Origin of the sequence: Paralimibaculum aggregatum, from assembly GCF_030270585.1 — a bacterium.
Taxonomy (GTDB): Bacteria; Pseudomonadota; Alphaproteobacteria; order Rhodobacterales; family Rhodobacteraceae; genus Thermohalobaculum; species Thermohalobaculum aggregatum.
Window position 1 is genome coordinate 20,140 of the sequence record NZ_BSYI01000006.1, and the last position, 21,979, is coordinate 42,118.

Genomic DNA, 21,979 nt, shown 5'->3' on the forward strand with positions numbered 1-21,979 from the left:
CGGCGCCGTCGGGAGACCGGACCGGAGCCCGAGCGGGCGCGCTCCGCTTCCGGCGCGTATCCGCCTGCGGCTGGCGCCGGTGGACCGCGCGACGCTCGATGCCGCGCGGGCGGTGGTGCTGGCAGTGCCGGCGGAGGACCGGATTGGCGCCTGAGCCGGCGCCTTCCTTCCGGCGTCTATCCGCCTCCGGCCGAACCCGTTGGACCGGGTGCCGCTTGATGTCGCACTGGCGGCGGTGCTTGCGGTGCCGTTGGGAGACCGGACCGGCGCCCGAGCGGGCACGCCCAGCTTCCGCCAGGTGTCCGCCTGCGGCCCGTGCTGGAGGATCGGGCGCCTCTCGACGCTGCGCTGGCGGCAGTGCTGGGGGCGCCGTCAGGAGACCGGATGCCCGCCCGGGCGTGCCTCGCTTCCGGCGCGCATACGCCTGCGTCTGGAGCCGGCGGAGCGGGCGTCGCTCGGCGCCGCACCGGCGGCGGTGCTGCTGACCACGGCAGGGGACCGGACGTGCGCCCGAGCGGGTGCGCCCTGTTCCGGCGGGGGCCGGATTGGGGCCAGCGCCCTGTTCCGGCGCGCAGCTGTCTGCGGCTGGGGACGGCGGAGCGGGCGTCGCTCGGCGCCGCGCCGGCGGCGGTGCTGCTGACCACGGCTGGGGACCGGACGTGCGCCCGAGCGGGTGCGCCCCGTTCCGGCGCCTATCTGTCTGCGGCTGGTGCCTGCCGACCGGGCGCCGTTCGATGGTGCGCTGGCGGCGGGAGCGCCGGCTTCGGCGGGCGGGCGACCGGACCGGCACGTGGGCGGATGCGCCCTGTTTCCGTCGCGTATCTGTCTGCGGCTCGAGGCACAGGGTCGGGTGCCGCTCGATGGCGCGCTGGCGGCGGTGTGGGCGGTGCCGGTGGGGGATCGGACGGGCGCCTGGGCGGCGGTGATGGCGGCGCTGTCGGGGGGGGGCGGACCGGGGTTTCTGCGGGTGCGTCACGATTTCGGCATGTATGCGTCTTTCTTCGGCCACACTGACCTGTCAGACTGCGTTCAATGTCCCTCTGAACAGTAGCCCTGTTCCGACTGGCGGGCGCCCCTGGCGCCCGCCTTTTTTGCGTCCGCCGTCCTGCATCCGCCGTGTTGCGCCCGCGATCCTGCGCCCGCGGTCCTGCGCCCGCCATCCTGCGCCCATGGCCCTGCACCCGCCGTCCTGCGTCCGCCGTGCTGCGCCTGCGGTCCTGCATCCGGCGTTCTGGCGCCCGCGGTCCTGCGTCTGGCGTTCCGGGGTTCCGGCGCGCGCACCACGCCGGCGGCGGCGTTCAGGGGGCGAGGTGGGCGGCGCAGATGCGGTTGGTCTCGGCCAGCTCGGCCGGGGTGTGGATCTTCAGCGAGGCGATGCGCACCTTGCGGGCATGGGCCTCGACAGTGTCCTTCGCGATCTGCCAGACGATGCCCTGGTAATCCGAGCGGATGATCGTCTCGTCGGCCGCCGGCACCCGCCGCGGGCTCCTGAAATAGGTCAGCAGCCGCTTGCGGATATCGGCGCCGATGCGCGCCTTGCGCCCGGACATGCCGCGGCGCCAGATGTCGAAATGCTGGCGCTCGTGGGCCAGCACATGGGCGAAGCAGGGCGAGCCGCGGGCGATGTTGGCGGCGATCTGGATGTCGAGCATCAGCTCCGCCGCGCAGTTGACCTGCACCAGCGACATCATGATCCATTTCGGATCGGCGGTCCGGGCCACGCTCCAGCTGAGCTGCGGGTCGTAGTATCCGAACCGCACGCGGGTGAAGCCGAGCACCCGCTTGCCGGGGATCCTCGCCCTGGCATTGGCGCGCGCCACCGCGGCCGGGCTGACCAGCCGGGGCGAGCGCTTGCCGCGCACCGCGAAGTCGAAATTGACGACCGTCATCGCCGCCAGCCTGCCGGGCCGGGACCGCGCCCGCCGCCGGCGGGCCGGTCCGGCTCAGGTGCCGACGAAGGCGAGCACGATCAGGATGAAGATGCTGGCGGCGGCGACGATGGCCGCGGCCTTGAGAAAGCCCTCGAACACCTTCTGATGCGGCGTCGGGTCCTGCGATCCGTGCTGGTAGGCGGCCATGTTCGTCTCCCCTGCTGCGCGGCGGTGCCTGTCTTCCGGGTTATACCCGAGGCGGCGCGGGCTGCAACCGGGGCGCGCGATGCGGCATCTCGCCCTGCCCGGCCCAGGCGATCGCGTCGGCCATCCGGTCATGCCCCCAGAACAGCTCGGGCGCGGCGCCCTCGCCGACGGTGAAGCTCGGCGCGCCGAAGATGCCGCACGCCTCGGCCGCGGCGGTCTGCGCCCGCAGCCGGCCCTTCACCGCGGGGTCCTCCGCGGCCTCCAGCAGCGCCGCCGGGGCGCCCGCCTCGGCCAGCGCCTCGGCCAGCACGGCGGGATCGGCGATGTCGGCGCCGCGGCCGAACCCGGCGGCATAGACCGCGCGCACATAGCCCGGCAGCCAGGCCGCGCCGGCGCCGGCGACGGCGACCCGGGCGGCAAGCAGCGAGTTCGCCGGGAAGCGCGCCGGCCGGGCCAGCGGCAGCCCCTCGGCGGCGCAGATCCGCTCGAGGTCGCGCCACATGTAGCGGCCCTTGTCGGGGTAGATGTTGAACGGGCTGTCGCGCCAGCCGCGCGCCGCGAAGATCGGGCCGAGCAGGAAGGGCTGCCAGGACAGCGCCACCCCGGCGGCGGCGGCGGCATCGCCGATGCGCATCGCGGCGGGGTAGGAATAGCTCGAGGCGAACTCGAACCAGAAGCCGAGCGGCGCGCTCATCCCGCTGCCGCCCCGGCCTCCCCGCCGCCCGCCCCGCCCTCGCCGCCCGCCGCGGCTGCCTCGGCCTCGCCGTCGGCCTCGATCCGGCTGGCGAGCTGGAAGCCGATGCGCTCGGCGGTCTCGGCCTGTTTCGGCACCGCCTTCAGCATCACGTTGAGCTGGCTGACATGCTGGATCAGCTGGGTCTTCGCGCCGTGCTGGTCGAGCCCGTAGAAGGTGACGAGATCCGGCGCGAAATAGCCGACGCCGCGGATGTGCAGCGCGCCGGCCTCGGAACCGGCGACGCCGATGCCGACCTCGTGCTCGGAATCGAGCTGCTCCTCGAACTTGCGCAGGTAGAGCGCGAGCCGCAGATAGGCCCATTCGGCAGGGGATTTCTGGTTTGCCTGGCCGCGCGCGATGGCCTCCGGCAGCGGCTGGTTCTCGGCGCAGTCGCCCTCGTTGCAATCGGTGCGGACGGCGCGGGCCTCGGGCTTCAGCGTCGGTCGATCGGTCATGCGGCCTCCTCGAGGGCGTAGAGCCAGGCACCCTCGGCGGACAGGCTGCGGGAGACCCGGCCGGAATGCCAGAGGTAATTGCAGTGGGCCACCGCCTCGGCCAGCGCCAGCCCGGTCTCGGCGGCGGCGATCGGCCGGCGGTAGATCGCGCCGAACAGCCCGACGGCGGAGCGCGGCGCCTCGGCCAGCGCCGCCTCGATGCGCGTCAGCGCCTGGGCATGGCCCTCGATCAGCGTGCCGGCGCGGCGCCCGACGCCGCGGAACGGGCGCTGGTGGCCGGGCAGCACCAGCGGGTCGGCGCCGGCCTCGCCGAGCGCGCGGAAGCGGGCGCAGGTATCGAGGAAGCCGGTCAGCGGATCGGCCTCGGGCTCGGTCGGATAGACGCCGATATTGGGCGAGATCGCCGGCAGGATCTGGTCTCCCGCCAGCATCAGCGCGCCGTCCTCCGACCACAGCGTGACATGGTCCGGCGCGTGGCCCTGGCCGATCCGCACCCGCCAGTCGCGGCCGCCGGCGGCGAGCCGGTCGCCCTCGGCCAGCGCGCGGAAGCCGAGCGGGATCGGCGCCACCGTGTCGGCGAAGTTGAACGGGCGCTCGGCGACGAAGGCGGCGAGCTGGTCGGCGTCGAGCCCGGCGCGGCGGCGGAAGCGGATCGCCTCCTCGGGCGGGCGCTCCTGCGCGTCGAGGGTCAGCATCCGGCCGAACAGCCAGGCGGTGCGGCTGGCGAGCAGCTCGGCGCCGGTGGCGGCGAGGCGGCCGGCCTGGCCGATATGGTCCGGGTGGTGGTGGGTCAGGATCACCCGCGTCACCGGGCGCCCGGCCAGCGGCCCGGCGAGCAGCGCCGCCAGCGCCGCGCGGCCGGCCTCCCAGTCGAGCCCGGTATCGACCAGGGTCCAGCCGTCGCCCTCGTCGAGCGCATAGACATTGATCACCGGCAGCCCCTTGAAGGGCAGCGGCAGGCGGGCCCAGAGCACGCCCTCGGCGATCTCCACCGCGGCGCCGGTCTCCGGCGGGTCGAGCTCGAGGCGGCGGCTGGCGGCGGTGACGGCGGCGGCAGCAGCAGGGGCGGAGGCGCTCATGCCCCGAGCGCCTCGGCCGGCAGCGCATAGAGCGGCCCGGCGCCCTGCACCGCGGCCGCGGCCTCGGCCCGGGCGCGCGGCAGCAGCTGCATCAGGAAGAACGCCGCCAGCGGGCGCCGGCCCGGCTCGGCCAGCGCGGCGCGGGCGAGGTGATGGCCGCCGAGCAGCAGCGCCATCATCTTGAGATAGGGGGTGGCGCCGGCGAAACGGTCGTTGATGGCGCCGGCCGCCAGCATCCAGGCGGTGGCCTCGCGGGCGGCGGCGGCGGCATCGGCCAGCGCGGCCCCGAGCGCCGCCTCGCCGGCCGCCGCGAGCGCCGCGGCGGTGGCCTCGGCCTCGCCGATCAGCGCGCCGACCGCGGCGCCGCCGTCGAGCGAGAGCTTGCGGCCGACCAGATCCATCGCCTGGATGCCGTTGGTGCCCTCGTAGATCGCGGTGACCCGGACATCGCGCAGCAGCTGCGCCGCCCCGGTCTCCTCGACATAGCCGACGCCGCCATGCACCTGGATGCCGAGCCCGGCCACCTCGATGCCGGTATCGGTGCCGAAGGCCTTGGCGATCGGCGTGAGCGCGGCGGCGCGGGCGGCATGGGCGGCGCGCTCGGCCTCGGTCTCCGCCGCCTTTGCAAGGTCGATCGAGAGCGCGCAGTCGTAGCAGATCGCCCGCGCCGCGGCGGTAAGCCCGCGCATGGTGAAGAGCATCCGGCGCACATCGGCATGGCCGGCGATCGCGGCGCTGCCGTCCGGGGTGGTTCCCTGGCGGCGCTCCAGCGCATAGGCGACGGCGCGCTGGGTGGCCGCCTCGGCCACCGCCAGCCCCTCGACGCCGACGCCGAGCCGCGCGTTGTTCATCATCGTGAACATCGCCGCCAGCCCCCGGTTGGGCCCGCCGACCATCCAGCCGGTGGCGCCCTCATAGGCGAGCACGCAGGTCGGCGAGCCGTGCAGGCCGAGCTTCTCCTCGAGGCTGACGGTCTGGACCGCGTTGCGCCGGCCCGGCGCGCCCTCCGGGGTGGGCAGGAACTTCGGCACGGCGAAGAGGCTGATGCCCTTGGTGCCGGCCGGCGCGTCCGGCAGCCGCGCCAGCACCAGGTGCACGATGTTCTCGGCGACGTCGTGGTCGCCCCAGGAGATCCAGACCTTCTGCCCGGTGATCGCATGGCTGCCGTCGGGGTTCGGCTCGGCCCGGGTGGTCAGCGCGCCGACATCGGAGCCGGCCTGCGGCTCGGAGAGGTTCATCGTGCCGGTCCAGCGGCCCTCGATCAGCGGCGGCAGGAAGCGGGCCTTGAGTTCGTCCGAGGCATGCGCCTCCAGCGCCTCGATCTGGCCCTGGCTCATCAGCGGGCAGAGCGAGAGCGACAGGCAGGCCCCGGCGAGCATCTCGTTGACCATCACCGCGAAGCTCTGCGGCAGCGCCATGCCGCCATGCTCGGGCCCGGCGACGAGGCCGATCCAGCCGCCCTCGGCGATCGCGCGGTAGCCCTCGGCATAGCCCGGCGGGCAGCGCACCACGCCGTTCTCGAGCCGCGCCGGGTGGCGGTCGCCGGCGGCGTTGAGCGGCGCCAGCAGCTCGCCGGCGAGGCGGCCGGCCTCGCCGAGGATCGCCTGGCGGGTCTCGGCGGTGGCCTCGGCGAAGCGCGCGGTCGCGGCGAGGCGGGGCTGGCCGAGCAGATCGGCGAGGAAGCCCATCTCGGCGATCGGTGCGGTGTAGCTCATCCGGTCCTCCCTGCGGCATGCTTGCCGGTGGTCCCCGGCGGGTCTAGAGGGAATATCTCGCGCATGTCGCGGAGGGCAAGCGAAGGACGGGGATCGGCGATGGAGACGCGGCGGCTCGGGCCGGAGGAGAGCGGCATCGCGGCGGCGGCGGCGCTGCTGCGCGCCGGGCAGCTCGTCGCCTTCCCGACCGAGACGGTCTATGGCCTCGGCGCCGATGGCGGCGATGCCGCGGCGGTGGCGCGGCTCTATGCCGCCAAGGGCCGGCCGCGGCACAACCCGCTGATCCTGCACCTGCCGGATCTCGCCGCGGCGGCGCGCATCGCGGTGCTGCCGGAGGGCGCGCGCCGGCTCGCCGCGGCGTTCTGGCCGGGGCCGCTGACGCTGGTCGCGCCGCTCCGGCCCGGGGCGCCGGTGGCCCCGGCGGTGATGGCCGGGCTGCCGACGGTGGCGCTGCGGGTGCCGGCGCATCCGGTGGCGGCGGCGCTGCTGCGCGCGGCCGGGCGGCCGGTGGCGGCGCCCTCGGCCAATCCCTCCGGCAAGGTCAGCCCGACCACCGCGGCGCATGTGCTCGAGGGGCTCGACGGGCGCATCGCCGCGGTGCTCGATGCCGGGCCCTGCGCGGTCGGGCTCGAATCGAGCATCGTCGCGGTGGAGCCCGATGGCGGCGCGGTGCTGCTGCGCCCCGGCGGGCTGTCGCTCGAGGCGCTGGAGGCGGCGCTCGGCGCGCCGCTCGGCCTCGCCGGCGAGGCGGCGGCGATCCGCGCGCCCGGCCAGCTCGCCAGCCACTACGCGCCGGGCGCGCGGCTCCGGCTCGGCGCGGCGGCGCCGCGGCCGGGCGAGGGCTGGCTCGGCTTCGGGCCGCTGCCGGCCGGGCTCGAGGGGCCGGCGCTGACGCTCTCCGGGAGCGGCGATCTCGCCGAGGCGGCGGCCAATCTCTTCGGCCATCTGCGGGCGCTCGACCGCGCGATGGGCGGAGCTGGCGTGATCGCCGTCGCCCCGGTCCCGGCACACGGCCTCGGCCGCGCCATCAACGACCGGCTCGCCCGCGCCGCCGCACCGCGGGACTGAGCCGCGCGCCCCGGTACTGAGCCGCGCCCCGGTGCCGACACACGGCCCCGGCCGCGCGACCAACGACCGCCCACCCGCGCCGCCGCGCCGCGGGACCGAGCCGGGCCCCCCGGTGCCGACATTTGGCCTCGGCCGCACGATCAACAACCGTCTGGCCCGCGCCGCCGCACCGCGGGACCGAGCCGCACGCCCCGGTGCCGGCGCACGGCCTCGGCCACGCGATCAACGACCGGCCCGCCCGCGCCGCCTCACCGCGGGACCGAGCCGCGTGCCCCGGTGCCGACACACGGCCCCGTCCGCGCGACCAACGACCACCCACCCGCGCCGCCGCGCCGCGGGACCGAGCCGCACGCCCCCCGCCGGCGGCCCCGGCCGGGCCCCGCGCAAACCCCGACCTCCCGGCACGACACCCATGCCCGACGGCGAGACCGGCCCCGCCGCCCCCCGCACCGCCGCGCCCGCCGCAAGTCACGACCCGTCTGACGGCATCCGCGCCGGACACCCGCCCCGCGCCGCCTGACCTAGGCACTGCGCCGGGGCAACGGCCGCAGCGCCAGCCGAGACTGCGGCCGATCGCCGGCCAGGTGGATGCCGACGGCCTCCGCGCAGGCTGCCCCCGATCTGCCGGGCGCTCATGCCGGATACCCGCGTCGGATCGCCGCCATCCGCGGCGCCAGCCAAGGCTGCGGGCCATCGACCGCCCCTCCGAGGCGAGCGGGCGCCGCAATGGCCGTGCCCGATCAACGGGTCACCCATCGCGGCCGGCCATGTCGGCATCGTGGCCACCAGCATCGCCGCGCCCGTCACCGAGGGCGGCCCGGCGGACAGCTCCCTGCACCAGATGCCCGCCTTGCGGCGCCGATCCCGGGCATTGCACCGGGGTGAAGGCCGCAGCGCCGGCCAAGACCTTGGACGAACACCTGCCATGCGGGCGCGGACGGCCGGCGCGCAGGCTCCGTCCGCGGGGGGCGAGGCCGGATCGCCGCGCGGGATCGTCTCCACCCGTGGCATCGGCCCGTCGCAGGGGTGACAGCTGCCATGACGGCCGGCCCAGTGCCGCCGTTCCCGCGCGCCGCGCTCAGGCGACGGCTGCTGCGCCAGCCAAGGCCCAGGGCCATCCTCTGCGCCGTGGAATCGAGCGGGCGCGGCGCAGGCCGCGCCCGAACGGCGTGGCGTCCATGCCGGATGGCCAGTCGGCATCGTTGCCACCAGCGGCGCCGGCCGGGGCAGCGGGAATGTCGGCCATGTGGGCGCTGGCGGGCGCCGCCTGGGCCGCGGTCGGCCGGTGGGCCGCTCATGTCGGATGGCCCGTCGGCATCGGCGTCACCAGCGACGCGGGGCATGGCTGCGGGCGTTCGCCGGTCCTGCGGATGCCGGGCAAGCGCCACGCAGGCCATGCCCTGCGGGTCGGCGCTCATGGCGGCTGGCGGTGTCGGCGTCGCCGCCATTTGCGGTACAGCGACTGCTACCGGGGACGAGCGGGCCGGCCGCTCCCGCACCGGATATCCGTCCTGCGGCGCCGGTCCCGGGCACTGTGCCTTGGATGGCGGCCGCGCCGGACAAGGCTTCGGGCGCTCGCCGGCCGTGCGGATGTGGGCAAGCTCCGCGCGGGCTGTGGACCATCTGGCGCGCGCCCGTTGCGGCCGAGCATGTCGGCGGCGTCGTCGTTTGCGGTGCCGCGACTGCTCCCGGGGACGAGCGGGCCGGCCGCTCCCGCGCCGGATGCTCGTCCTGCGCCGCCGTTCTCGGGCACTGCGCCGTGGTGAAGGCGGCTGTGCTGGGCAAGGCTCCGGGCACATGCCGGCCATGCGGACGCGGTCAGGCGCCGCGCGGGTTGCGGACCATCTGGCGCGCGCCCGTTGCGGCCGAGCATGTCGGCGGCGTCGTCGTTTGCGGTGCCGCGACTGCTCCCGGGGACGAGCGGGCCGGCCGCTCCCGCGCCGGATGCTCGTCCTGCGCCGCCGTTCTCGGGCACTGCACCGTGGTGAAGGCGGCTGTGCTGGGCAAGGCTCCGGGCACATGCCGGCCATGCGGACGCGGTCAGGCGCCGCGCGGGTTGCGGACCATCTGGCGCGCGCCCGTCGCTGCCGGGCATGTCGGCGGCGTCGCCATCTGCGGTGCCTCGACTAGTCCCGGGGACGAGCGGGCCGGCAGCCCCCTCGCTCGATATCCGTCCTGCGGCGCCGGTCCCAGGCACAGCGCCGTGGATGGCGGCCGCGCCGGACAGGGCTTCGGGCGTATGCCGGCCATGCGGATGCGGGCGAGCGCTGCGCGGGCTGTGGAGCTTCTGATGGGCTCCCATCGCGGCCGGGCATGTCGGCGGCGTCGCCATCTGCGGTGCCGCGACTGCTCCCGGGGACGAGCGGGCCGGCAGCCCCCTCGCCCGATTACCGTCCTGCGGCGCCGGTCCCAGGCACAGCGCCGTGAGTGACGGCCGCGCCGGACAGGGCTTCGGGCGTTTGCCGGCCATGCGGATGCGGGTGAGCGCCGCGCGGGCTGTGGGCCTTCTGATGGGCGCCCATTGCGGCCCAGCATGTCGGCGGCGTCGTCGTTTGCGGTGCCGGGACTGTCACCGGGGAGGAACTGGCCGGCAGCTCCCGCGCCGGACGCTTGCCGTGTGGGTTGAACTCCGGGATCGCGCCGTGGTGACGGCGGCGGCGCCGGCCAAGGCGGCAGGCGACCGCGGGCCTTGCGGAGGTGGGGGAGCGCTGCGCTGGCGGCGTCGGCCCGGGTGCGCCGGACGCCCGTCGTGGCTGGCGCTGTCGGGATCGCGGTCATCGGGGGGTGCGCCCGGCATTGCGGCCGCCACCTGCGGCGGCGTGCCTGGCGGCCGGGCAGACTTGGGCGATCCGGTTTCGCAATCCTCACCTGCCGCGCCGGGTTCGGGCGGCGGGTCTCGGTGACGTCAGCGGCGGCAGGTCCGTGACGCGGGCACCGGTAGGGTAAGCGGTGTCGAGCGCGGCGGTCGGCACGATGTCGGGCGCGGAGACGTCCGCGGTGCCGGGGACGGCGACGGGCGCGGGGACGACGATGGGTGCGGTGACGTCCGCGGTGCCGGGTGCGGCGGATGGCGCGGTGTCGGGCGCAATGTCGGACGCGGTGATGGCCGTGGTGGTGGGCGCGGCAGCGTCCTCGGTGACGTCCGCAGTGGCGGGTGCGGCGGCTGGCGTGTTGGAGGGCGCAATGTCGGACACGGCGGCATCCGCGGTGACGTCCGTGCCAGTGGCCATGGTCGTGGGCGGGATGCCTGGCGCGGCAACCTCTGCGGTGACGGGCGCGGCGGTGCAGGCGGCGCCGGGCGGGCGGCGGGCGGTGGCCTTGCGGAGACCGTCGGGCTCGATGCCGCGGGCACAGTACACGACCACCTCGATCTCCTCCGGCGTCAGCTCGATCGGCTGGCTCGAGTGCCGCGAGGGGCGACTGCGTCCGCCGATGCGCTCTGCGACCCGGCGCGCGGGCGGCTCAGCGGATCGGTGCGCCGAGATCGGCCGGCTCGACGCCGCGGGCATAGTCCACGATCACCTCGATCTCCTGCGGCGTCAGCTCGATCGGGTGGATCGGCGAGGGGCGGTGCTCCGGGAACGGCGCCGTGACGCCGGCGACCTGGGTGAAGGCGGGATGCGGGTTGTAGGCGTAGAAGCCGCGCATCTTGTCCTCCCAGTCGGCCCAGGTGCGGATCACCGCGAAGCCGGGGGTGGAGCCGATCCCGCCCATCCGGTTGCGCGGGCCGATCACGTGGCAGCGGCCGCAGTTGACATAGGTGAGGCGTTCGCCCGGGGCCCAGTCCTCGGCACCGGCCGGAGCCGGTCCGCCGGGTCCCGCGAGCCCGGCCCAGAGGGCCACCGCGGCCGCGGCGCATGCGCGGGGCATTGTCCGATCCTCCCGATCCTGTTCTTGTTCTTGGCCACAGCCTAGGGGCGAGGCGCGCGCGCTGGCAAGCGGCGGGTGACGCCGGTGCCCGGGCGCCGGCGGGGACAGGCGGGGAGACGGCGATGGCGGCGGCGATTGCGGCGGGGGCAGGGACGGCGGCAGGAACGGGGGCGGGCATGCTGCGGCCCGGCCCGCGCAACCTGATCACCGACGTGGCCGGGCTGGCCGTCGGCAATGCCGAGGACCCCGCCCGCCTCACCGGCACCACGGTGGTGCTGCCCGACGGCCCCTGCGCCGCGGCGGCGGATGTGCGCGGCGGCGGGCCGGGCACGCGGGAGACCGACCTGCTGGCGCTCGGCCGCACGGTGCGCGCGGTGCATGCGCTGGTGCTCTCCGGCGGCTCGGCCTACGGGCTCGCGGCGGCGGACGGGGCGATGGACTGGCTGCGCCGCGCCGGGCGCGGCTTCCGGCTCGGCGCGGCGCTGGTGCCGATCGTGCCGGCGGCGGTGCTGTTCGACCTGCTGGCGGAGCGCCGCGCCGACCCGATGGACTGGGACGAGCCGCCCTGGCGCGGGCTCGGGCAGGCCGCCTGTGCCGCGGCGGGGCCGGATTTCGCGCTCGGCAATGCCGGCGCCGGGCGCGGCGCCACGGTGGGGCACGGGCCGGCCGCGGTGAAGGGCGGGCTCGGCAGCGCCTCGGTCACCGACGGGCGGCTCACCGTGGGGGCGCTGGCGGCGGTGAACCCGGCCGGGCGGGTGACCATGCCGGGCAGCGGCTGCTACTGGGCCTGGTGGCTCGAGATGGCGGGCGAGCTCGGCGGCCTGCGCCCGCCCGCGGCGGCGCCGGAGCCGGAGCCGGGACCGGGATTGGGGCCAGGACCGGGGCCGGGGCAGGGCGGCGCGGCGATGCCCGGCAACACCACGCTCGGCGTCGTCGCCACCGATGCGGCGCTCGACCGCGACGGCCTGGCCCGGGTGGCGGCGATGGCGCAGGACGGGCTGGCGCGGGCGATTCGCCCGGTGCACGGGCCGCTCGACGGCGATGTGGTGTTTGCCCTGGCGACCGGGCGCGGCGCGGTGCGGGAGACGGTGTCGGAGCCGGCCGAGATCGCCCGAATCGGTGCCCTGGCGGCGGATTGCCTGGCCCGCGCGGTGATGCGCGGCGCCCACGAGGCGCGCGGCATTGCCGGCATTCCGGCGCTGCGCGGCGGCGCGGATCCGGCATCTTAACGGCTTCTTAAGCCTGCCGCGGCGAGCATGGCCGCATGCAGGATTGCGCCGCAGAGATGTCGCCGGGCCGCTCCGACTGGGAGGATCGCCGCCTGTTCGTGCGGATCCGGGTGTCGATGTTCGCCAGCGTGGCGATCAGCGCGGCGATCTTCGTCGCCAGCGCGGTGGCGCTGAGCCTGCTGGTGGCGGCCTATGACCGGCACGGCACCGTGACCCTGGAGCTCGAGCGCGCGCGGGTGCTCGGCGAGCGGGTCGGGATCGAGGCGGTGCGCCTGCAGCGCGCCGGCAGCCCGGAGCACCGGGTGATCATCCTCGGCCGGCTGCAGGGCCTCTATGCCAGGTTCCACGGCAAGGCGGAGACGGCGCTCGGCGATCTGCGCGCGGTCTCGCATCCGGCGCTGATCGCGGCGCTCGACGACGGGCCGCGGCCGGTGCGCGCCCTGCTCGACGAGATCGCGGCGCAGATGGCGGTGCTCGGCGCCGCGCCGGCGACGGCGGCGACGCGCGCCGCGTCGCGGCGGCTGCGGCTGCTGACCCAGCGCGAGCTCTCGGACCGGATGGGCGCGCTGATCGATATCGAGCGCGGCCGCGCCGAGCAGCTGGCCGGGAACATCCGCGGCGCCGGGCTGGCGCTCGGCCTCGGCGCGCTGCTGCTGCTGCTGGCGCAGTGGCTCTGGTCCTGCCGGCCGGTGCTGCGCGAGGTCGAGGCGCGCACCGAGGCGCTGCTCGAGGCCAACAGCCGGGTCGAGCGCTCGCTGCTGTTCGACGGGCTGACCAACCTGCCGAACCGCCGCAACCTGCAGGAGAGCCTGGCCCGCATCGCGCCGGGCGCGCCGCTCGGCCTGCTGCATATCGACCTCGCCGGCTTCCATGCCATCAACACCACGCTGGGCCGCGAGGCCGGCGACCAGCTGCTGCGCTATGCCGCCGAGTCGCTCGGCGAGATCGCCATGACCGCCGACATCCTCGCGCGGACCGGCACCGACGAGTTCGTCCTCGTCACCGGCCGGCGCACCGATCCCGAGCAGCTGCAGGAGCTCGCCGTCGAGATCATCGAGCAGCTCGCCCAGCCGGTGGAGATCGACGGCCACCAGGTCTCGCTCGAGGCGGTGATCGGCATCGCCGCGCGCAGCGCCCCGGGGGAGGATCCCGAGAAGCTGCTGGCCAATGCCGACATCGCCCGCGCCCGGGCCCGCGAGGAGGGCGGCTCGGTGTATTTCTCCGTCGGCATGCGCGAGCGCCTCGCGGCCCGGCGCCAGACCGCGCAGGAGCTGCTGCAGGCGCTGGTGCGCGACGAGATCGAGCCCTTCTTCCAGCCGCAGATCGAGGCCGCCTCCGGCCGGATCACCGGGGTCGAGGCGCTGGCCCGCTGGCGCCACCCCGAGCGCGGGGTGCTCAACCCGCATTTCTTCCTCGACATCGCCGAGCAGGCGCATCTCGGCCACCGCATCACGCTGGTGATGATCCGCAAGTCGCTCGAGGCGCTGGCGGCCTGGCGCGCGCAGGGCCTCGAGGTGCCGCGGGTCTCGATCAATTTCGGCGCACGCGAGCTGCGCAGCCCCGAGCTCGCCGACATCCTTGCCTTCGATCTCGAGCGGGTCGGGCTGGCGCCGCGCGATCTCGCCATCGAGGTGCTCGAATCGGCGCTGATCGAGGACGAGACCGACCCGATCCTCGCCAATGTCGCGGCGCTGTCGCGGGCCGGGCACCATATCGACCTCGACGATTTCGGCACCGGCCACGCGGCGCTCTCCTATCTGCGCCATCTCAGCGTCGACCGCCTGAAGATCGACCGCTCCTTCATCCGCGACCTGCATCTGCGCCCGGAGTTGCGCAAGATGACCCAGGCGATGATCCACCTCGCCAAGGCGCTCGACATCTCCGCCATGGCCGAGGGCATCGAGAGCCAGAACGAATGGCGGCTGCTGATCGAGATGGGCTGCGACGACCTGCAGGGCTTCGTGATCGGCAAGCCGATGCCGGCGGCCGCCCTGCCGGGCTGGATCGCCGAGCACGAGGGCCGGCGCAGCGCCGGGCGGCTGATTGCGGCGGCCTGAGCGGGCGCGCGCCGCAGGACCGGCCGGCGCCGGACCGGCCGGCGCCCGGTCAGTCGGCATCTGATCGGTCGGCGCCCGGCCGGTTGGCGCCCGTTCGGTTGGCCTCCGGTCCGTCGGCGTCTGCTCGGTCGGCGCCCGGTCGGCCGGCGCCGGATCGGCCGTTGCGGGATCGGTTGCTGCCCGATCGGTTGCTGCCGGACCGGCCGGCGCCAGGTCAGTCGGTTCCGGCAGGCCCGCGCTCGAGACGGGTGACGGAGCGCGCCGCCCCGGTCGCGGCATCGTAGCCGCGGAGGCGTTCGGTGCCGGATGCATCCTCGGTGACCAGCAGCAGCTCCGGCCCGGCCCGGCCGACCGCCACCACCCGCTCGCCTTCCGGCAGCGCCAGCGCCTCCGCCGCAACCGCCACCGGGTCCATCGCCGGCGGGGCAACCGCGGCGGCGCCCCCGGCCCCCGCGGCCGGCTCCGGCGCGGCGCCCGGGCCGATCATGCCGAGACGCATGACAAGGGCGCCGGAGACCGTTATGGTCCCGAGGATCAGCACCGCCATCAGCAGGCTCACGAGCAGCCGCAGGCGCCGCAGCGCGGGCGGCTCCGGGGCCTCGTCATCGGGCGGGGGCGGGGCGCCGCGCGCCGGCGACACGGACTGGGGATCGATCATGACCGGCCCTCTCTATGCCAATCCGGCGCCGGGCGAAAGCGCCGCGATGCCGGACCCTTCCGCGCCGTCCGCAGCGGCGCCCGTGACGCTCGAGATCGGTGCCGACGGCGCCGGGCTCCGGCTCGACCGCGCGCTGGCGATCGCCGCCGGCGACATTCCCGGCCTGTCGCGCTCGCGCCTCGCGCAGCTGATCGCCGCCGGCGCGGTGATCGGGCCGGATGGCAGCCCGGCGCGCGAGCCGCGGCGCAAGCCCGCCGCGGGCGAGCGCTTCACCGTGCACCTGCCGCCGCCGGCCCCGGCGGAGCCGCAGCCCGAGGCGATCCCGCTCGCGATCCTGCACGAGGATGCCGATCTCGTGGTGGTCGACAAGCCCGCCGGCATGGTCGTGCACCCCGCGCCGGGCGCCGAGACCGGCACGCTGGTCAACGCGCTGCTGGCGCATTGCGGCGACAGCCTCGCCGGCATCGGCGGCACCGCGCGGCCCGGCATCGTGCACCGGATCGACAAGGAGACCTCCGGGCTGCTGGTGGTCGCCAAGACCCAGGCGGCGCATGAGGGGCTGGCGCGCCAGTTCGCCGCGCACAGCACCCAGCGGCGCTATCTCGCGGTGCTGCGCGGCGCGCCGGGGCGCGAGGAGCCGCGCCTCGCCGGGCTGCCGGGGCTCTCCTTCTCGGCCGAGGGGATCCGGATCGAGACGCAGATCGCGCGCCACACGCATGACCGCCAGCGCATGGCGGTGGTGCGCGGCGGCGGCCGCCGGGCGGTGACCCATCTGCGGGTGCTCGAGCGCTATGGCCCGGCCGGGGCGGCGCCGCTCGCCAGCCTCGCCGAGTGCCGGCTGGAGACCGGGCGGACGCACCAGATCCGCGTCCATGCCGCGCATATCGGCCATGCGCTGATCGGCGACCCGGTCTATGGCCGGCCGAAGCCGCTGCCGAAGGAGACCCCGGAGGCGCTGGCCGCGGCGCTCGCCGGCTTCGGCCGGCAGGCGCTGCACGCCGCGGCGCTCGGCTTCGAGCACCCGGTCACCGGCGCCGCGCTCGCCTTCGAGGCGCCGCCGCCGGCCGACATGCAGGCGCTGCTCGACATATTGCGCCGGAACCGCGCCGGCCTACGTTAAGCCTTGACCGGGCCGCGGCGGTTGCACTGCCGCGACAGCCCGCACTGGAAAGGGGACGCAGTTTATGTCGAATACCTATGCCAACCTTCCTGCGCCGTCTCCGGAGCAGGGGCTGAGCCGGTATCTCTCGGAGATCCGCAAGTTCCCGATGCTGGAGCCGGAAGAGGAGTACATGCTGGCCAAGGCCTGGGCCGACCGGGGCGACCGGGAATCGGCACACAAGCTCGTGACCTCGCATCTGCGCCTCGCCGCCAAGATCGCCATGGGCTATCGCGGCTACGGGCTGCCGACGGCGGAGGTGATCTCGGAGGCCAATGTCGGGCTGATGCAGGCGGTCAAGCGGTTCGACCCGGAGAAGGGCTTCCGCCTCGCCACCTATGCCATGTGGTGGATCCGCGCCAGCATCCAGGAATACATCCTGCGCTCGTGGTCGATGGTGAAGCTCGGCACCACCTCGGCGCAGAAGAAGCTGTTCTTCAACCTGCGCAAGGCCAAGGGCAAGATCGGCGCGCTGGAGGACGGCGACATGCGGCCCGAGCATGTCGAGAAGATCGCCAAGGATCTCGGCGTCAACCAGGAGGAGGTGGTCAACATGAACCGCCGGCTCTCCTCGGGCGGCGACAGCTCGCTGAACGCGCCGCTGAAGGGCGACAGCGACGGCACCAGCGAGTGGCAGGACTGGCTGGCCGACGACGATGCCGACCAGGCGCTGGCCTATGCCGAGAGCCAGGAGATGGAGGCCCGCCACGAGCTGCTGATCGCGGCGATGGAGGGGCTGAACGAGCGCGAGAAGCACATCCTCACCGAGCGCCGGCTGCGCGAGGACCCGGTGACGCTCGAGGAGCTGAGCCAGGAATACAAGGTCAGCCGCGAGCGGATCCGGCAGATCGAGGTGCGCGCCTTCGAGAAGCTGCAGAAGAAGATGCGCGAGCTGGCCCGCGAGAAGGGCATGCTGGCGCGGGTCTGAGCGGCCGGGGCGCCGGCCCCGCGCCGCCCTGCCCCGCGGCGGCGTGCCGGCAGGTCAGCCGGCCGGCGCGGTGCAGCCCCGGATATCGGCGGCATAGCCGTCGGCCAGCACGGTCATGCGGATGTCGCTGCGGGAGAGCCAGGCGCTCTCGGGCAGCGACACCGCCGCCTCGACGCCGAGATGCCGGCCCGCCGGGGCCAGCGCGATGTCGTGGAACCAGGCCTCCTCGGGCCCCTCGATCACCACCACCGGATGGCGCGGCGTGTCGGCGAGCGCGAGATCGGCGGAGAAGCGGCGCTCCTTGCCGGCGCCCTCGATGCGGCAGACCGCGCCCTCGACCCCGGCCGCCGTGCCGCCGCGCGGCACCTCGGCCAGCGCCAGCGCGATCGCGGCATCGCCGGCGACCAGCGCGGCGGGGTAATGCGCCTCGAGCCGGGTCTGCTCGAAAACGCAGATGTCGCGGCAGACGCCGAGCTCGAGCCCGAGCGAGAGGGTGATCGGCGCCGCCGGGTCCTCGGCCACCAGGCGCAGCGGCAGCACCACCTCGCCGGAATAGCCGATGGTGCGCATGCCGAAGCTCTCGAACATCTCGGGCCGCGGCCAGAGCACCTCGACGCGGGCGAGGTTGCGCGAGCCGGACCAGTCGAAGCGCGGCGGCACGCCGGCCTCGCCGGGGGCGCGCCAGTAGGTCTTCCAGCCCGGCGCGATGGCGAGCCGCAGCCCGGCGAGGCGGGTATCGCCCTCGAGCCGGCCGGGCAGCAGGTCCGGCAGCACGAAGGAGCGGCCGGTGGAGACCAGCGACTGCGCCGTGGCGGCCGGCGCCGACAGCAGCGCGCACAGCCCGAGACAGGCCGCGGCCGCCGCGCGGAGGATCTTTTTTTGCGTGCTCATGATCCCGATATATGCAACGCTGAGATGCGTGAGGATAACATATTCGCGACAGGCCGCGCGCCCCGACGTCGCGCCTTGCAAGGGATGGAGCAAACATAGCCGCATGCCCCCGACGGACCCTGATCCGCTCTCCATGACCGGCCCGGAAACCGGGCCCGCCGTGCGGACGGATTTCCTCGCCGGCCAGCTGCTGATCGCCATGCCCGGAATGCAGGACCCGCGCTTTCACAAGACGGTGGTCTATCTCTGCGCGCATTCCGACGACGGCGCGATGGGGCTGATCGTCAACAAGCCCGCCGAGACGCTGGCGCTGAAGGACCTGTTCGAGCGGCTCTCGATCCCGGCCACCGGCGAGATCGCCACCGAGCGGGTGCGCTTCGGCGGGCCGGTGGAGACCGGGCGCGGCTTCGTGCTGCACAGCGCCGACTACCATTCCGAGAACGCCACGCTGAAGGTCGACGACGAGACCTCGATGACCGCGACGCTCGACATCCTGCACGCCATGGCGGAGGACCAGGGGCCGGAGCGGGCGATGGTGGCGCTCGGCTATTCCGGCTGGGCGCCGGGCCAGCTCGAGGCGGAGATCCAGCGCAATGGCTGGCTCTACTGCGCGCCGGACGAGGAGCTGCTGTTCGACGCCGACAACGAGACCAAATGGACGCGCGCGATGGCCAAGATCGGGGTCGATCCGGCGCTGCTCTCGACCGGCGGCCGCGCCTGAGGCGGCCGGCGCGGGGCCGGACCGGGCTCCCGCCCGCCCACCCCGCCCGCTCCGGCCCCGCGCCGGCGGCGGTCGCGGCTCAGCGCTCGACCCGGCCGCGCCGGTCGGCCCGGAGCGCGGCATAGAGCACGTGGTTGCGCCAGCGCCCGTTGATCTGGAGATAGGACTGCGCCACCCCCTCATACTTGAACTCGCAGCGCTCCAGCAGGCGGCGCGAGGCGGCGTTGTCCGGCAGGCAGGCGGCCTCGAGGCGGGAGAGGTCGAGCACGCCGAAGGCATGGTCGCGCAGCCCCGCCAGCGCCTCGGTCATGTAGCCCCGGCGGGCGTGGCGCTGGCCGGTCCAGTAGCCCAGGGTGCCGGCCTGCGCCGGCTGGCGGCGGATGTTCGAGAGGGTGATGCCGCCGATGATCTCGCCGCTCTCGCGCCCGACGAGGAACAGCGGGAACGCCTCGCCGTGGCGGATCGCCCGCTCGGCCCAGGCGACGCGGTTGCGGAAGGCGCGGATCGAGAGATGGTCGCGCGCCCAGGCCGGCTCCCAGGGCACGAGGAAATCGCGGCTCTCGTTGCGCAGCGTCATCCAGGGCTCGAAATCGGCGAGCCGCGGCGGGCGCAGCAGCAGCCGCGGCGTCTCGATCTCCGGCTCGGAGCGCTGGCGGCGCACGAACATCGGCGTCAGGCGGCGAGGCGCCGGGCCAGCGCCGCGGCATCCGGCGCCCGCTGCACCGGGCCATAGAGCGCCAGGCTCGGCGGGCCGGCGAGGATGCGCGCGGCGACGGCGCGGGCGGCGGCGGCATCCACCGCGTCGATCTTCGCCACGGTCTCCTCGAGCGGCAGCACCTTGCCCCAGATCGACATCATCGCGGCCATGCGCTCGGCCCGGGAGGAGGGGCTCTCGAGCCCCATCACCAGCCCCGCCTTGGTCTGCGCGCGGGCGCGGGCGATCTCGGTCTCGGAGAGATCGGCGGCGGCGCGGGCCAGCTCGTCGGCGGTGAGGTTGGCGAGCTCGCCGACATCCTCGGCGCCGGTGCCGGCATAGACCATGAACAGCCCGCAATCGGCCCAGGCGGCGGCCTGGGCGAAGATCGCGTAGCACAGCCCGCGCTTCTCCCGCGCCTCCTGGAAGAGCCGCGAGGACATGCCGCCGCCGAGGGTGGTGGCGAGGATCTGCGCGGCGTGGAAATCCGGGTCGGCATAGGCCGGGGCCGGCAGCGCGAGGGCGAAATGCGCCTGCTCCAGCTCCTTCTCGACGCGCCGCTCGCCGCCGCCATAGCGGGCCTCTGCCCGGGCGCTGCGCGGCTGCGGCGCCATGTCGGCGAAGAGGCTCTCGGCGAGCCTGACGATGGCGTCATGGTCGACCGCGCCGGCGGCCGAGAGGATCATCTGCCCGGGCCGGTAGTGGCGGCCGATGAAGCCCGAGAGATCGGTGCGCGAGAACGCCCGCACCCGCTCCGGCGGGCCGAGGATCGCCCGGCCCATCGGCTGGTCGGGGAAGGCGGTCTCCTGCAGCCAGTCGAAGATCACGTCGTCCGGCGTGTCGAGGCACTGGCCGATCTCCTGCAGGATCACGCCGCGCTCGGTCTCGATCTCGCCCTCGGCCAGCGCCGGCTCGCGCAGGATGTCGGCCAGGATGTCGAGCGCCAGCGGCACGTCGTCCGGCAGCACCCGGGCGTAATAGGCGGTGCGCTCGCGCGAGGTGTAGGCGTTGAGATAGCCGCCGACATCCTCGATCTCCTCGGCGATCGCCAGCGCGCTGCGCCGGGCGGTGCCCTTGAAGGCCATGTGCTCGAGGAAATGCGCGATGCCGTTCTCCTCGACGCGCTCGTGGTTGGCGCCGGCCTCGATCCAGATCCCGAGCGCTGCCGAGCCGAGCCCGGGCATGTGCTCGGTGACGATGCGGAAGCCGTTGGCGAGCCGGGTGGTCTCGACGGTGGTGGGCAGGGTCATGGCTGGCGGCGCTCCCGGATCAGGGACTGGATCTGGGCAAGGTCGTTGGCGATCACGGTCATGCGCTCCTCGCGCTCGTAGAGATCGGCGAGCCGCGGCGGCAGCGGCGGGCGGATGCCGCAGGCGGCCTCCACGGCATCGGGGAACTTGGCGGCATGGGCGCAGGCCAGCGCGATCATCGGGGTCTGCGGATTGCCGCGGACCTGCGCCGCGCCATGCACCGCGATGGCGGAATGCGGGTCGAGGATCTGCCCGGTCTCGGCATGGATGCGGGCGATCGTCTCGGCGGTCTCGCTCTGGCTGACCCGGGCGCTGTGATAGCTGGCGCGCAGCCGCGACATCGCGTTGGCGCCCAGCGTGAAGCCGCCGGAGGAGAGCGCCTGCATCAGCTCGGCCACGGCATAGGCGTCGTGGTCCAGCGCGTCGAAGATCGCCCGCTCGAAGTTCGAGCTGACCTGGATGTCCATCGAGGGCGCGGTGGTCTGCACCACCTCCGAGCGGCGATACTCGCCGGTCTGCATGCAGCGGTGCAGGATGTCGTTCTCGTTGGTGGCGATCACCAGGCTCTCCACCGGCAGGCCCATGCCGCGGGCCACGTTGCCGGCATAGATATCGCCGAAATTGCCCGTCGGCACCGAGAACGACACCGGCCGGCCCGGCGCGCCGAGGGCCAGCGCCGCGGTGAAGTAGTAGACCGTCTGGGCCATCACGCGGGCCCAGTTGATCGAGTTGATCGCGGCGAGCCCGGCCTCGTCGCGGAAGGCGAAATCGTTGAACATCGCCTTCACCAGCGCCTGGCAGTCGTCGAAATCCCCCTCGACCGCGAGCGCGTGGACATTGGCATCCGCCGGCGTCGTCATCTGCCGGCGCTGCACCTCCGAGACCCGGCCATGCGGAAAGAGGATGAAGACATCCGCCGCGCTGTTGCCGCGGAACGCCTCGATCGCGGCCGAGCCGGTGTCGCCCGAGGTGGCGCCGACGATGGTGACCCGCTCGCCGCGCCGGTTCAGCACGAACTCGAAGAGCCGGCCGATCAGCTGCATGGCGACGTCCTTGAAGGCCAGGGTCGGCCCGTGATGCAGCTCGAGCACCCAGTCGTTCGGGCCGGTCTGCGCCAGCGGGCAGCGCAGCGCATGGCCGAAGCCGCTGTAGGCTTCGCCGATCAGGGTGCGGAACGTCGCCGCGTCGATGCTGTCCTCGACGAAGGGCAGCATGACCCGCAGCGCCACCTCCTCATAGGGCAGTCCGACCATCGCCTGCAGCTCCTCCGCGGTGAAGCGGGGCAGCGCATCGGGCACATAGAGCCCGCCGTCGCGGGCGAGCCCGGTGAGCATGGTCTCCTCGAAGGGCAGCGCGGGAGCCTGTCCGCGGGTGCTGATGTAGCGCATTTG

19 protein-coding genes are annotated in these 21,979 nt (G+C 74.8%); 6 read left to right on the forward strand and 13 right to left on the reverse strand.

Annotated elements, in window-relative coordinates:
* Positions 1 to 1,298 precede the first annotated feature (1,298 nt).
* Genes QSJ97_RS05000 through QSJ97_RS05025 form a run of 6 tightly spaced genes read right to left on the reverse strand, consistent with a single transcriptional unit; the run spans position 1,299 to position 6,063 of the window.
* Complete coding sequence (locus QSJ97_RS05000; RefSeq protein WP_285670524.1) at positions 1,299 to 1,889, reverse strand: hypothetical protein; 591 nt, start codon at positions 1,887 to 1,889, stop codon at positions 1,299 to 1,301.
* Between the two features lie 54 nt (positions 1,890 to 1,943).
* Positions 1,944 to 2,078 (reverse strand): aa3-type cytochrome c oxidase subunit IV, encoded by a 135-nt coding sequence (locus QSJ97_RS05005; protein WP_285670525.1) that lies wholly within the window; start codon positions 2,076 to 2,078, stop codon positions 1,944 to 1,946.
* 40 nt (positions 2,079 to 2,118) lie between these two features.
* Positions 2,119 to 2,772, reverse strand: a complete 654-nt coding sequence (locus tag QSJ97_RS05010; RefSeq protein WP_285670526.1) for a 2-hydroxychromene-2-carboxylate isomerase — start codon at positions 2,770 to 2,772, stop codon at positions 2,119 to 2,121.
* Positions 2,769 to 3,269: a DUF6173 family protein gene (locus QSJ97_RS05015; RefSeq protein ID WP_285670527.1), complete on the reverse strand. Its 501-nt coding sequence runs from the start codon at positions 3,267 to 3,269 to the stop codon at positions 2,769 to 2,771. The genes QSJ97_RS05010 and QSJ97_RS05015 overlap by 4 nt, the downstream gene beginning before the upstream one ends.
* Positions 3,266 to 4,348, reverse strand: a complete 1,083-nt coding sequence (locus QSJ97_RS05020) for an MBL fold metallo-hydrolase (protein ID WP_285670528.1) — start codon at positions 4,346 to 4,348, stop codon at positions 3,266 to 3,268. Before QSJ97_RS05020 ends, QSJ97_RS05015 begins: the two co-directional genes overlap by 4 nt.
* The gene (locus QSJ97_RS05025; RefSeq protein WP_285670529.1) at positions 4,345 to 6,063 is read right to left on the reverse strand and encodes an acyl-CoA dehydrogenase family protein; all 1,719 of its coding nucleotides are present in this window, start codon (positions 6,061 to 6,063) and stop codon (positions 4,345 to 4,347) included. The genes QSJ97_RS05020 and QSJ97_RS05025 overlap by 4 nt, the downstream gene beginning before the upstream one ends.
* A 99-nt stretch (positions 6,064 to 6,162) precedes the next feature.
* On the opposite strand from QSJ97_RS05025, the gene QSJ97_RS05030 reads away from it, so the two are divergent.
* The gene (locus QSJ97_RS05030) at positions 6,163 to 7,131 is read left to right on the forward strand and encodes an L-threonylcarbamoyladenylate synthase (RefSeq protein ID WP_285670530.1); all 969 of its coding nucleotides are present in this window, start codon (positions 6,163 to 6,165) and stop codon (positions 7,129 to 7,131) included.
* Between the two features lie 2,864 nt (positions 7,132 to 9,995).
* Here QSJ97_RS05030 and QSJ97_RS05035 read toward each other — a convergent pair.
* Positions 9,996 to 10,640, reverse strand: a complete 645-nt coding sequence (locus QSJ97_RS05035; protein ID WP_285670531.1) for a hypothetical protein — start codon at positions 10,638 to 10,640, stop codon at positions 9,996 to 9,998.
* Entirely contained in the window at positions 10,594 to 11,001 is a 408-nt protein-coding gene (locus QSJ97_RS05040) for a hypothetical protein (protein WP_285670532.1), read from the reverse strand. The genes QSJ97_RS05035 and QSJ97_RS05040 overlap by 47 nt, the downstream gene beginning before the upstream one ends.
* A 122-nt stretch (positions 11,002 to 11,123) precedes the next feature.
* Between QSJ97_RS05040 and QSJ97_RS05045 the strand changes: the two genes are divergently transcribed.
* The gene (locus QSJ97_RS05045) at positions 11,124 to 12,230 is read left to right on the forward strand and encodes a P1 family peptidase (protein WP_285670534.1); all 1,107 of its coding nucleotides are present in this window, start codon (positions 11,124 to 11,126) and stop codon (positions 12,228 to 12,230) included.
* Positions 12,231 to 12,286: 56 nt separating this feature from the next.
* Complete coding sequence (locus QSJ97_RS05050; RefSeq protein ID WP_285670535.1) at positions 12,287 to 14,287, forward strand: putative bifunctional diguanylate cyclase/phosphodiesterase; 2,001 nt, start codon at positions 12,287 to 12,289, stop codon at positions 14,285 to 14,287.
* Between the two features lie 214 nt (positions 14,288 to 14,501).
* On the opposite strand, the gene QSJ97_RS05055 is transcribed toward QSJ97_RS05050, so the two are convergent.
* Positions 14,502 to 14,945, reverse strand: coding sequence for a DUF6476 family protein (locus tag QSJ97_RS05055; protein WP_285670537.1), 444 nt, complete (start codon positions 14,943 to 14,945; stop codon positions 14,502 to 14,504).
* A 46-nt stretch (positions 14,946 to 14,991) separates the two neighbouring features.
* On the opposite strand from QSJ97_RS05055, the gene QSJ97_RS05060 reads away from it, so the two are divergent.
* Entirely contained in the window at positions 14,992 to 16,065 is a 1,074-nt protein-coding gene (locus QSJ97_RS05060; RefSeq protein ID WP_285670664.1) for an RluA family pseudouridine synthase, read from the forward strand.
* Between the two features lie 64 nt (positions 16,066 to 16,129).
* Entirely contained in the window at positions 16,130 to 17,032 is a 903-nt protein-coding gene (gene rpoH / locus QSJ97_RS05065; RefSeq protein ID WP_285670538.1) for an RNA polymerase sigma factor RpoH, read from the forward strand.
* 54 nt (positions 17,033 to 17,086) lie between these two features.
* Here rpoH and QSJ97_RS05070 read toward each other — a convergent pair whose 3' ends face one another.
* Positions 17,087 to 17,923 (reverse strand): protein-disulfide reductase DsbD domain-containing protein, encoded by an 837-nt coding sequence (locus QSJ97_RS05070; RefSeq protein WP_285670540.1) that lies wholly within the window; start codon positions 17,921 to 17,923, stop codon positions 17,087 to 17,089.
* 133 nt (positions 17,924 to 18,056) lie between these two features.
* On the opposite strand from QSJ97_RS05070, the gene QSJ97_RS05075 reads away from it, so the two are divergent.
* Positions 18,057 to 18,644, forward strand: coding sequence for a YqgE/AlgH family protein (locus tag QSJ97_RS05075; protein ID WP_285670541.1), 588 nt, complete (start codon positions 18,057 to 18,059; stop codon positions 18,642 to 18,644).
* Between the two features lie 79 nt (positions 18,645 to 18,723).
* On the opposite strand, the gene QSJ97_RS05080 is transcribed toward QSJ97_RS05075, so the two are convergent.
* Genes QSJ97_RS05080 through thrC form a run of 3 tightly spaced genes read right to left on the reverse strand, consistent with a single transcriptional unit; the run spans position 18,724 to position 21,976 of the window.
* Positions 18,724 to 19,311 (reverse strand): GNAT family N-acetyltransferase, encoded by a 588-nt coding sequence (locus QSJ97_RS05080; RefSeq protein ID WP_285670543.1) that lies wholly within the window; start codon positions 19,309 to 19,311, stop codon positions 18,724 to 18,726.
* Positions 19,312 to 19,316: 5 nt separating this feature from the next.
* The gene (locus QSJ97_RS05085; RefSeq protein WP_285670544.1) at positions 19,317 to 20,588 is read right to left on the reverse strand and encodes a M16 family metallopeptidase; all 1,272 of its coding nucleotides are present in this window, start codon (positions 20,586 to 20,588) and stop codon (positions 19,317 to 19,319) included.
* Complete coding sequence (thrC, locus tag QSJ97_RS05090; protein WP_285670545.1) at positions 20,585 to 21,976, reverse strand: threonine synthase; 1,392 nt, start codon at positions 21,974 to 21,976, stop codon at positions 20,585 to 20,587. The genes QSJ97_RS05085 and thrC overlap by 4 nt, the downstream gene beginning before the upstream one ends.
* Positions 21,977 to 21,979: the final 3 nt, after the last annotated feature.

Excerpts from the sequence above, each read along its gene's own strand:
- rpoH (WP_285670538.1), top strand. The coding sequence starts at position 16,130 with ATGTCGAATACCTATGCCAACCTTCCTGCGCCGTCTCCGGAGCAGGGG.
- QSJ97_RS05010 (WP_285670526.1), bottom strand. The coding sequence starts at position 2,772 with ATGAGCGCGCCGCTCGGCTTCTGGTTCGAGTTCGCCTCGAGCTATTCC.
- QSJ97_RS05040 (WP_285670532.1), bottom strand. The coding sequence starts at position 11,001 with ATGCCCCGCGCATGCGCCGCGGCCGCGGTGGCCCTCTGGGCCGGGCTC.
- QSJ97_RS05000 (WP_285670524.1), bottom strand. The coding sequence starts at position 1,889 with ATGACGGTCGTCAATTTCGACTTCGCGGTGCGCGGCAAGCGCTCGCCC.
- QSJ97_RS05035 (WP_285670531.1), bottom strand. The coding sequence starts at position 10,640 with ATGCCCGCGGCGTCGAGCCGGCCGATCTCGGCGCACCGATCCGCTGAG.
- QSJ97_RS05080 (WP_285670543.1), bottom strand. The coding sequence starts at position 19,311 with ATGTTCGTGCGCCGCCAGCGCTCCGAGCCGGAGATCGAGACGCCGCGG.
- QSJ97_RS05015 (WP_285670527.1), bottom strand. The coding sequence starts at position 3,269 with ATGACCGATCGACCGACGCTGAAGCCCGAGGCCCGCGCCGTCCGCACC.
- QSJ97_RS05055 (WP_285670537.1), bottom strand. The coding sequence starts at position 14,945 with ATGATCGATCCCCAGTCCGTGTCGCCGGCGCGCGGCGCCCCGCCCCCG.
- QSJ97_RS05075 (WP_285670541.1), top strand. The coding sequence starts at position 18,057 with ATGACCGGCCCGGAAACCGGGCCCGCCGTGCGGACGGATTTCCTCGCC.
- QSJ97_RS05060 (WP_285670664.1), top strand. The coding sequence starts at position 14,992 with ATGCCGGACCCTTCCGCGCCGTCCGCAGCGGCGCCCGTGACGCTCGAG.
- QSJ97_RS05025 (WP_285670529.1), bottom strand. The coding sequence starts at position 6,063 with ATGAGCTACACCGCACCGATCGCCGAGATGGGCTTCCTCGCCGATCTG.
- thrC (WP_285670545.1), bottom strand. The coding sequence starts at position 21,976 with ATGCGCTACATCAGCACCCGCGGACAGGCTCCCGCGCTGCCCTTCGAG.
- QSJ97_RS05005 (WP_285670525.1), bottom strand. The coding sequence starts at position 2,078 with ATGGCCGCCTACCAGCACGGATCGCAGGACCCGACGCCGCATCAGAAG.
- QSJ97_RS05030 (WP_285670530.1), top strand. The coding sequence starts at position 6,163 with ATGGAGACGCGGCGGCTCGGGCCGGAGGAGAGCGGCATCGCGGCGGCG.
- QSJ97_RS05020 (WP_285670528.1), bottom strand. The coding sequence starts at position 4,348 with ATGAGCGCCTCCGCCCCTGCTGCTGCCGCCGCCGTCACCGCCGCCAGC.
- QSJ97_RS05085 (WP_285670544.1), bottom strand. The coding sequence starts at position 20,588 with ATGACCCTGCCCACCACCGTCGAGACCACCCGGCTCGCCAACGGCTTC.
- QSJ97_RS05050 (WP_285670535.1), top strand. The coding sequence starts at position 12,287 with ATGTCGCCGGGCCGCTCCGACTGGGAGGATCGCCGCCTGTTCGTGCGG.
- QSJ97_RS05045 (WP_285670534.1), top strand. The coding sequence starts at position 11,124 with ATGGCGGCGGCGATTGCGGCGGGGGCAGGGACGGCGGCAGGAACGGGG.
- QSJ97_RS05070 (WP_285670540.1), bottom strand. The coding sequence starts at position 17,923 with ATGAGCACGCAAAAAAAGATCCTCCGCGCGGCGGCCGCGGCCTGTCTC.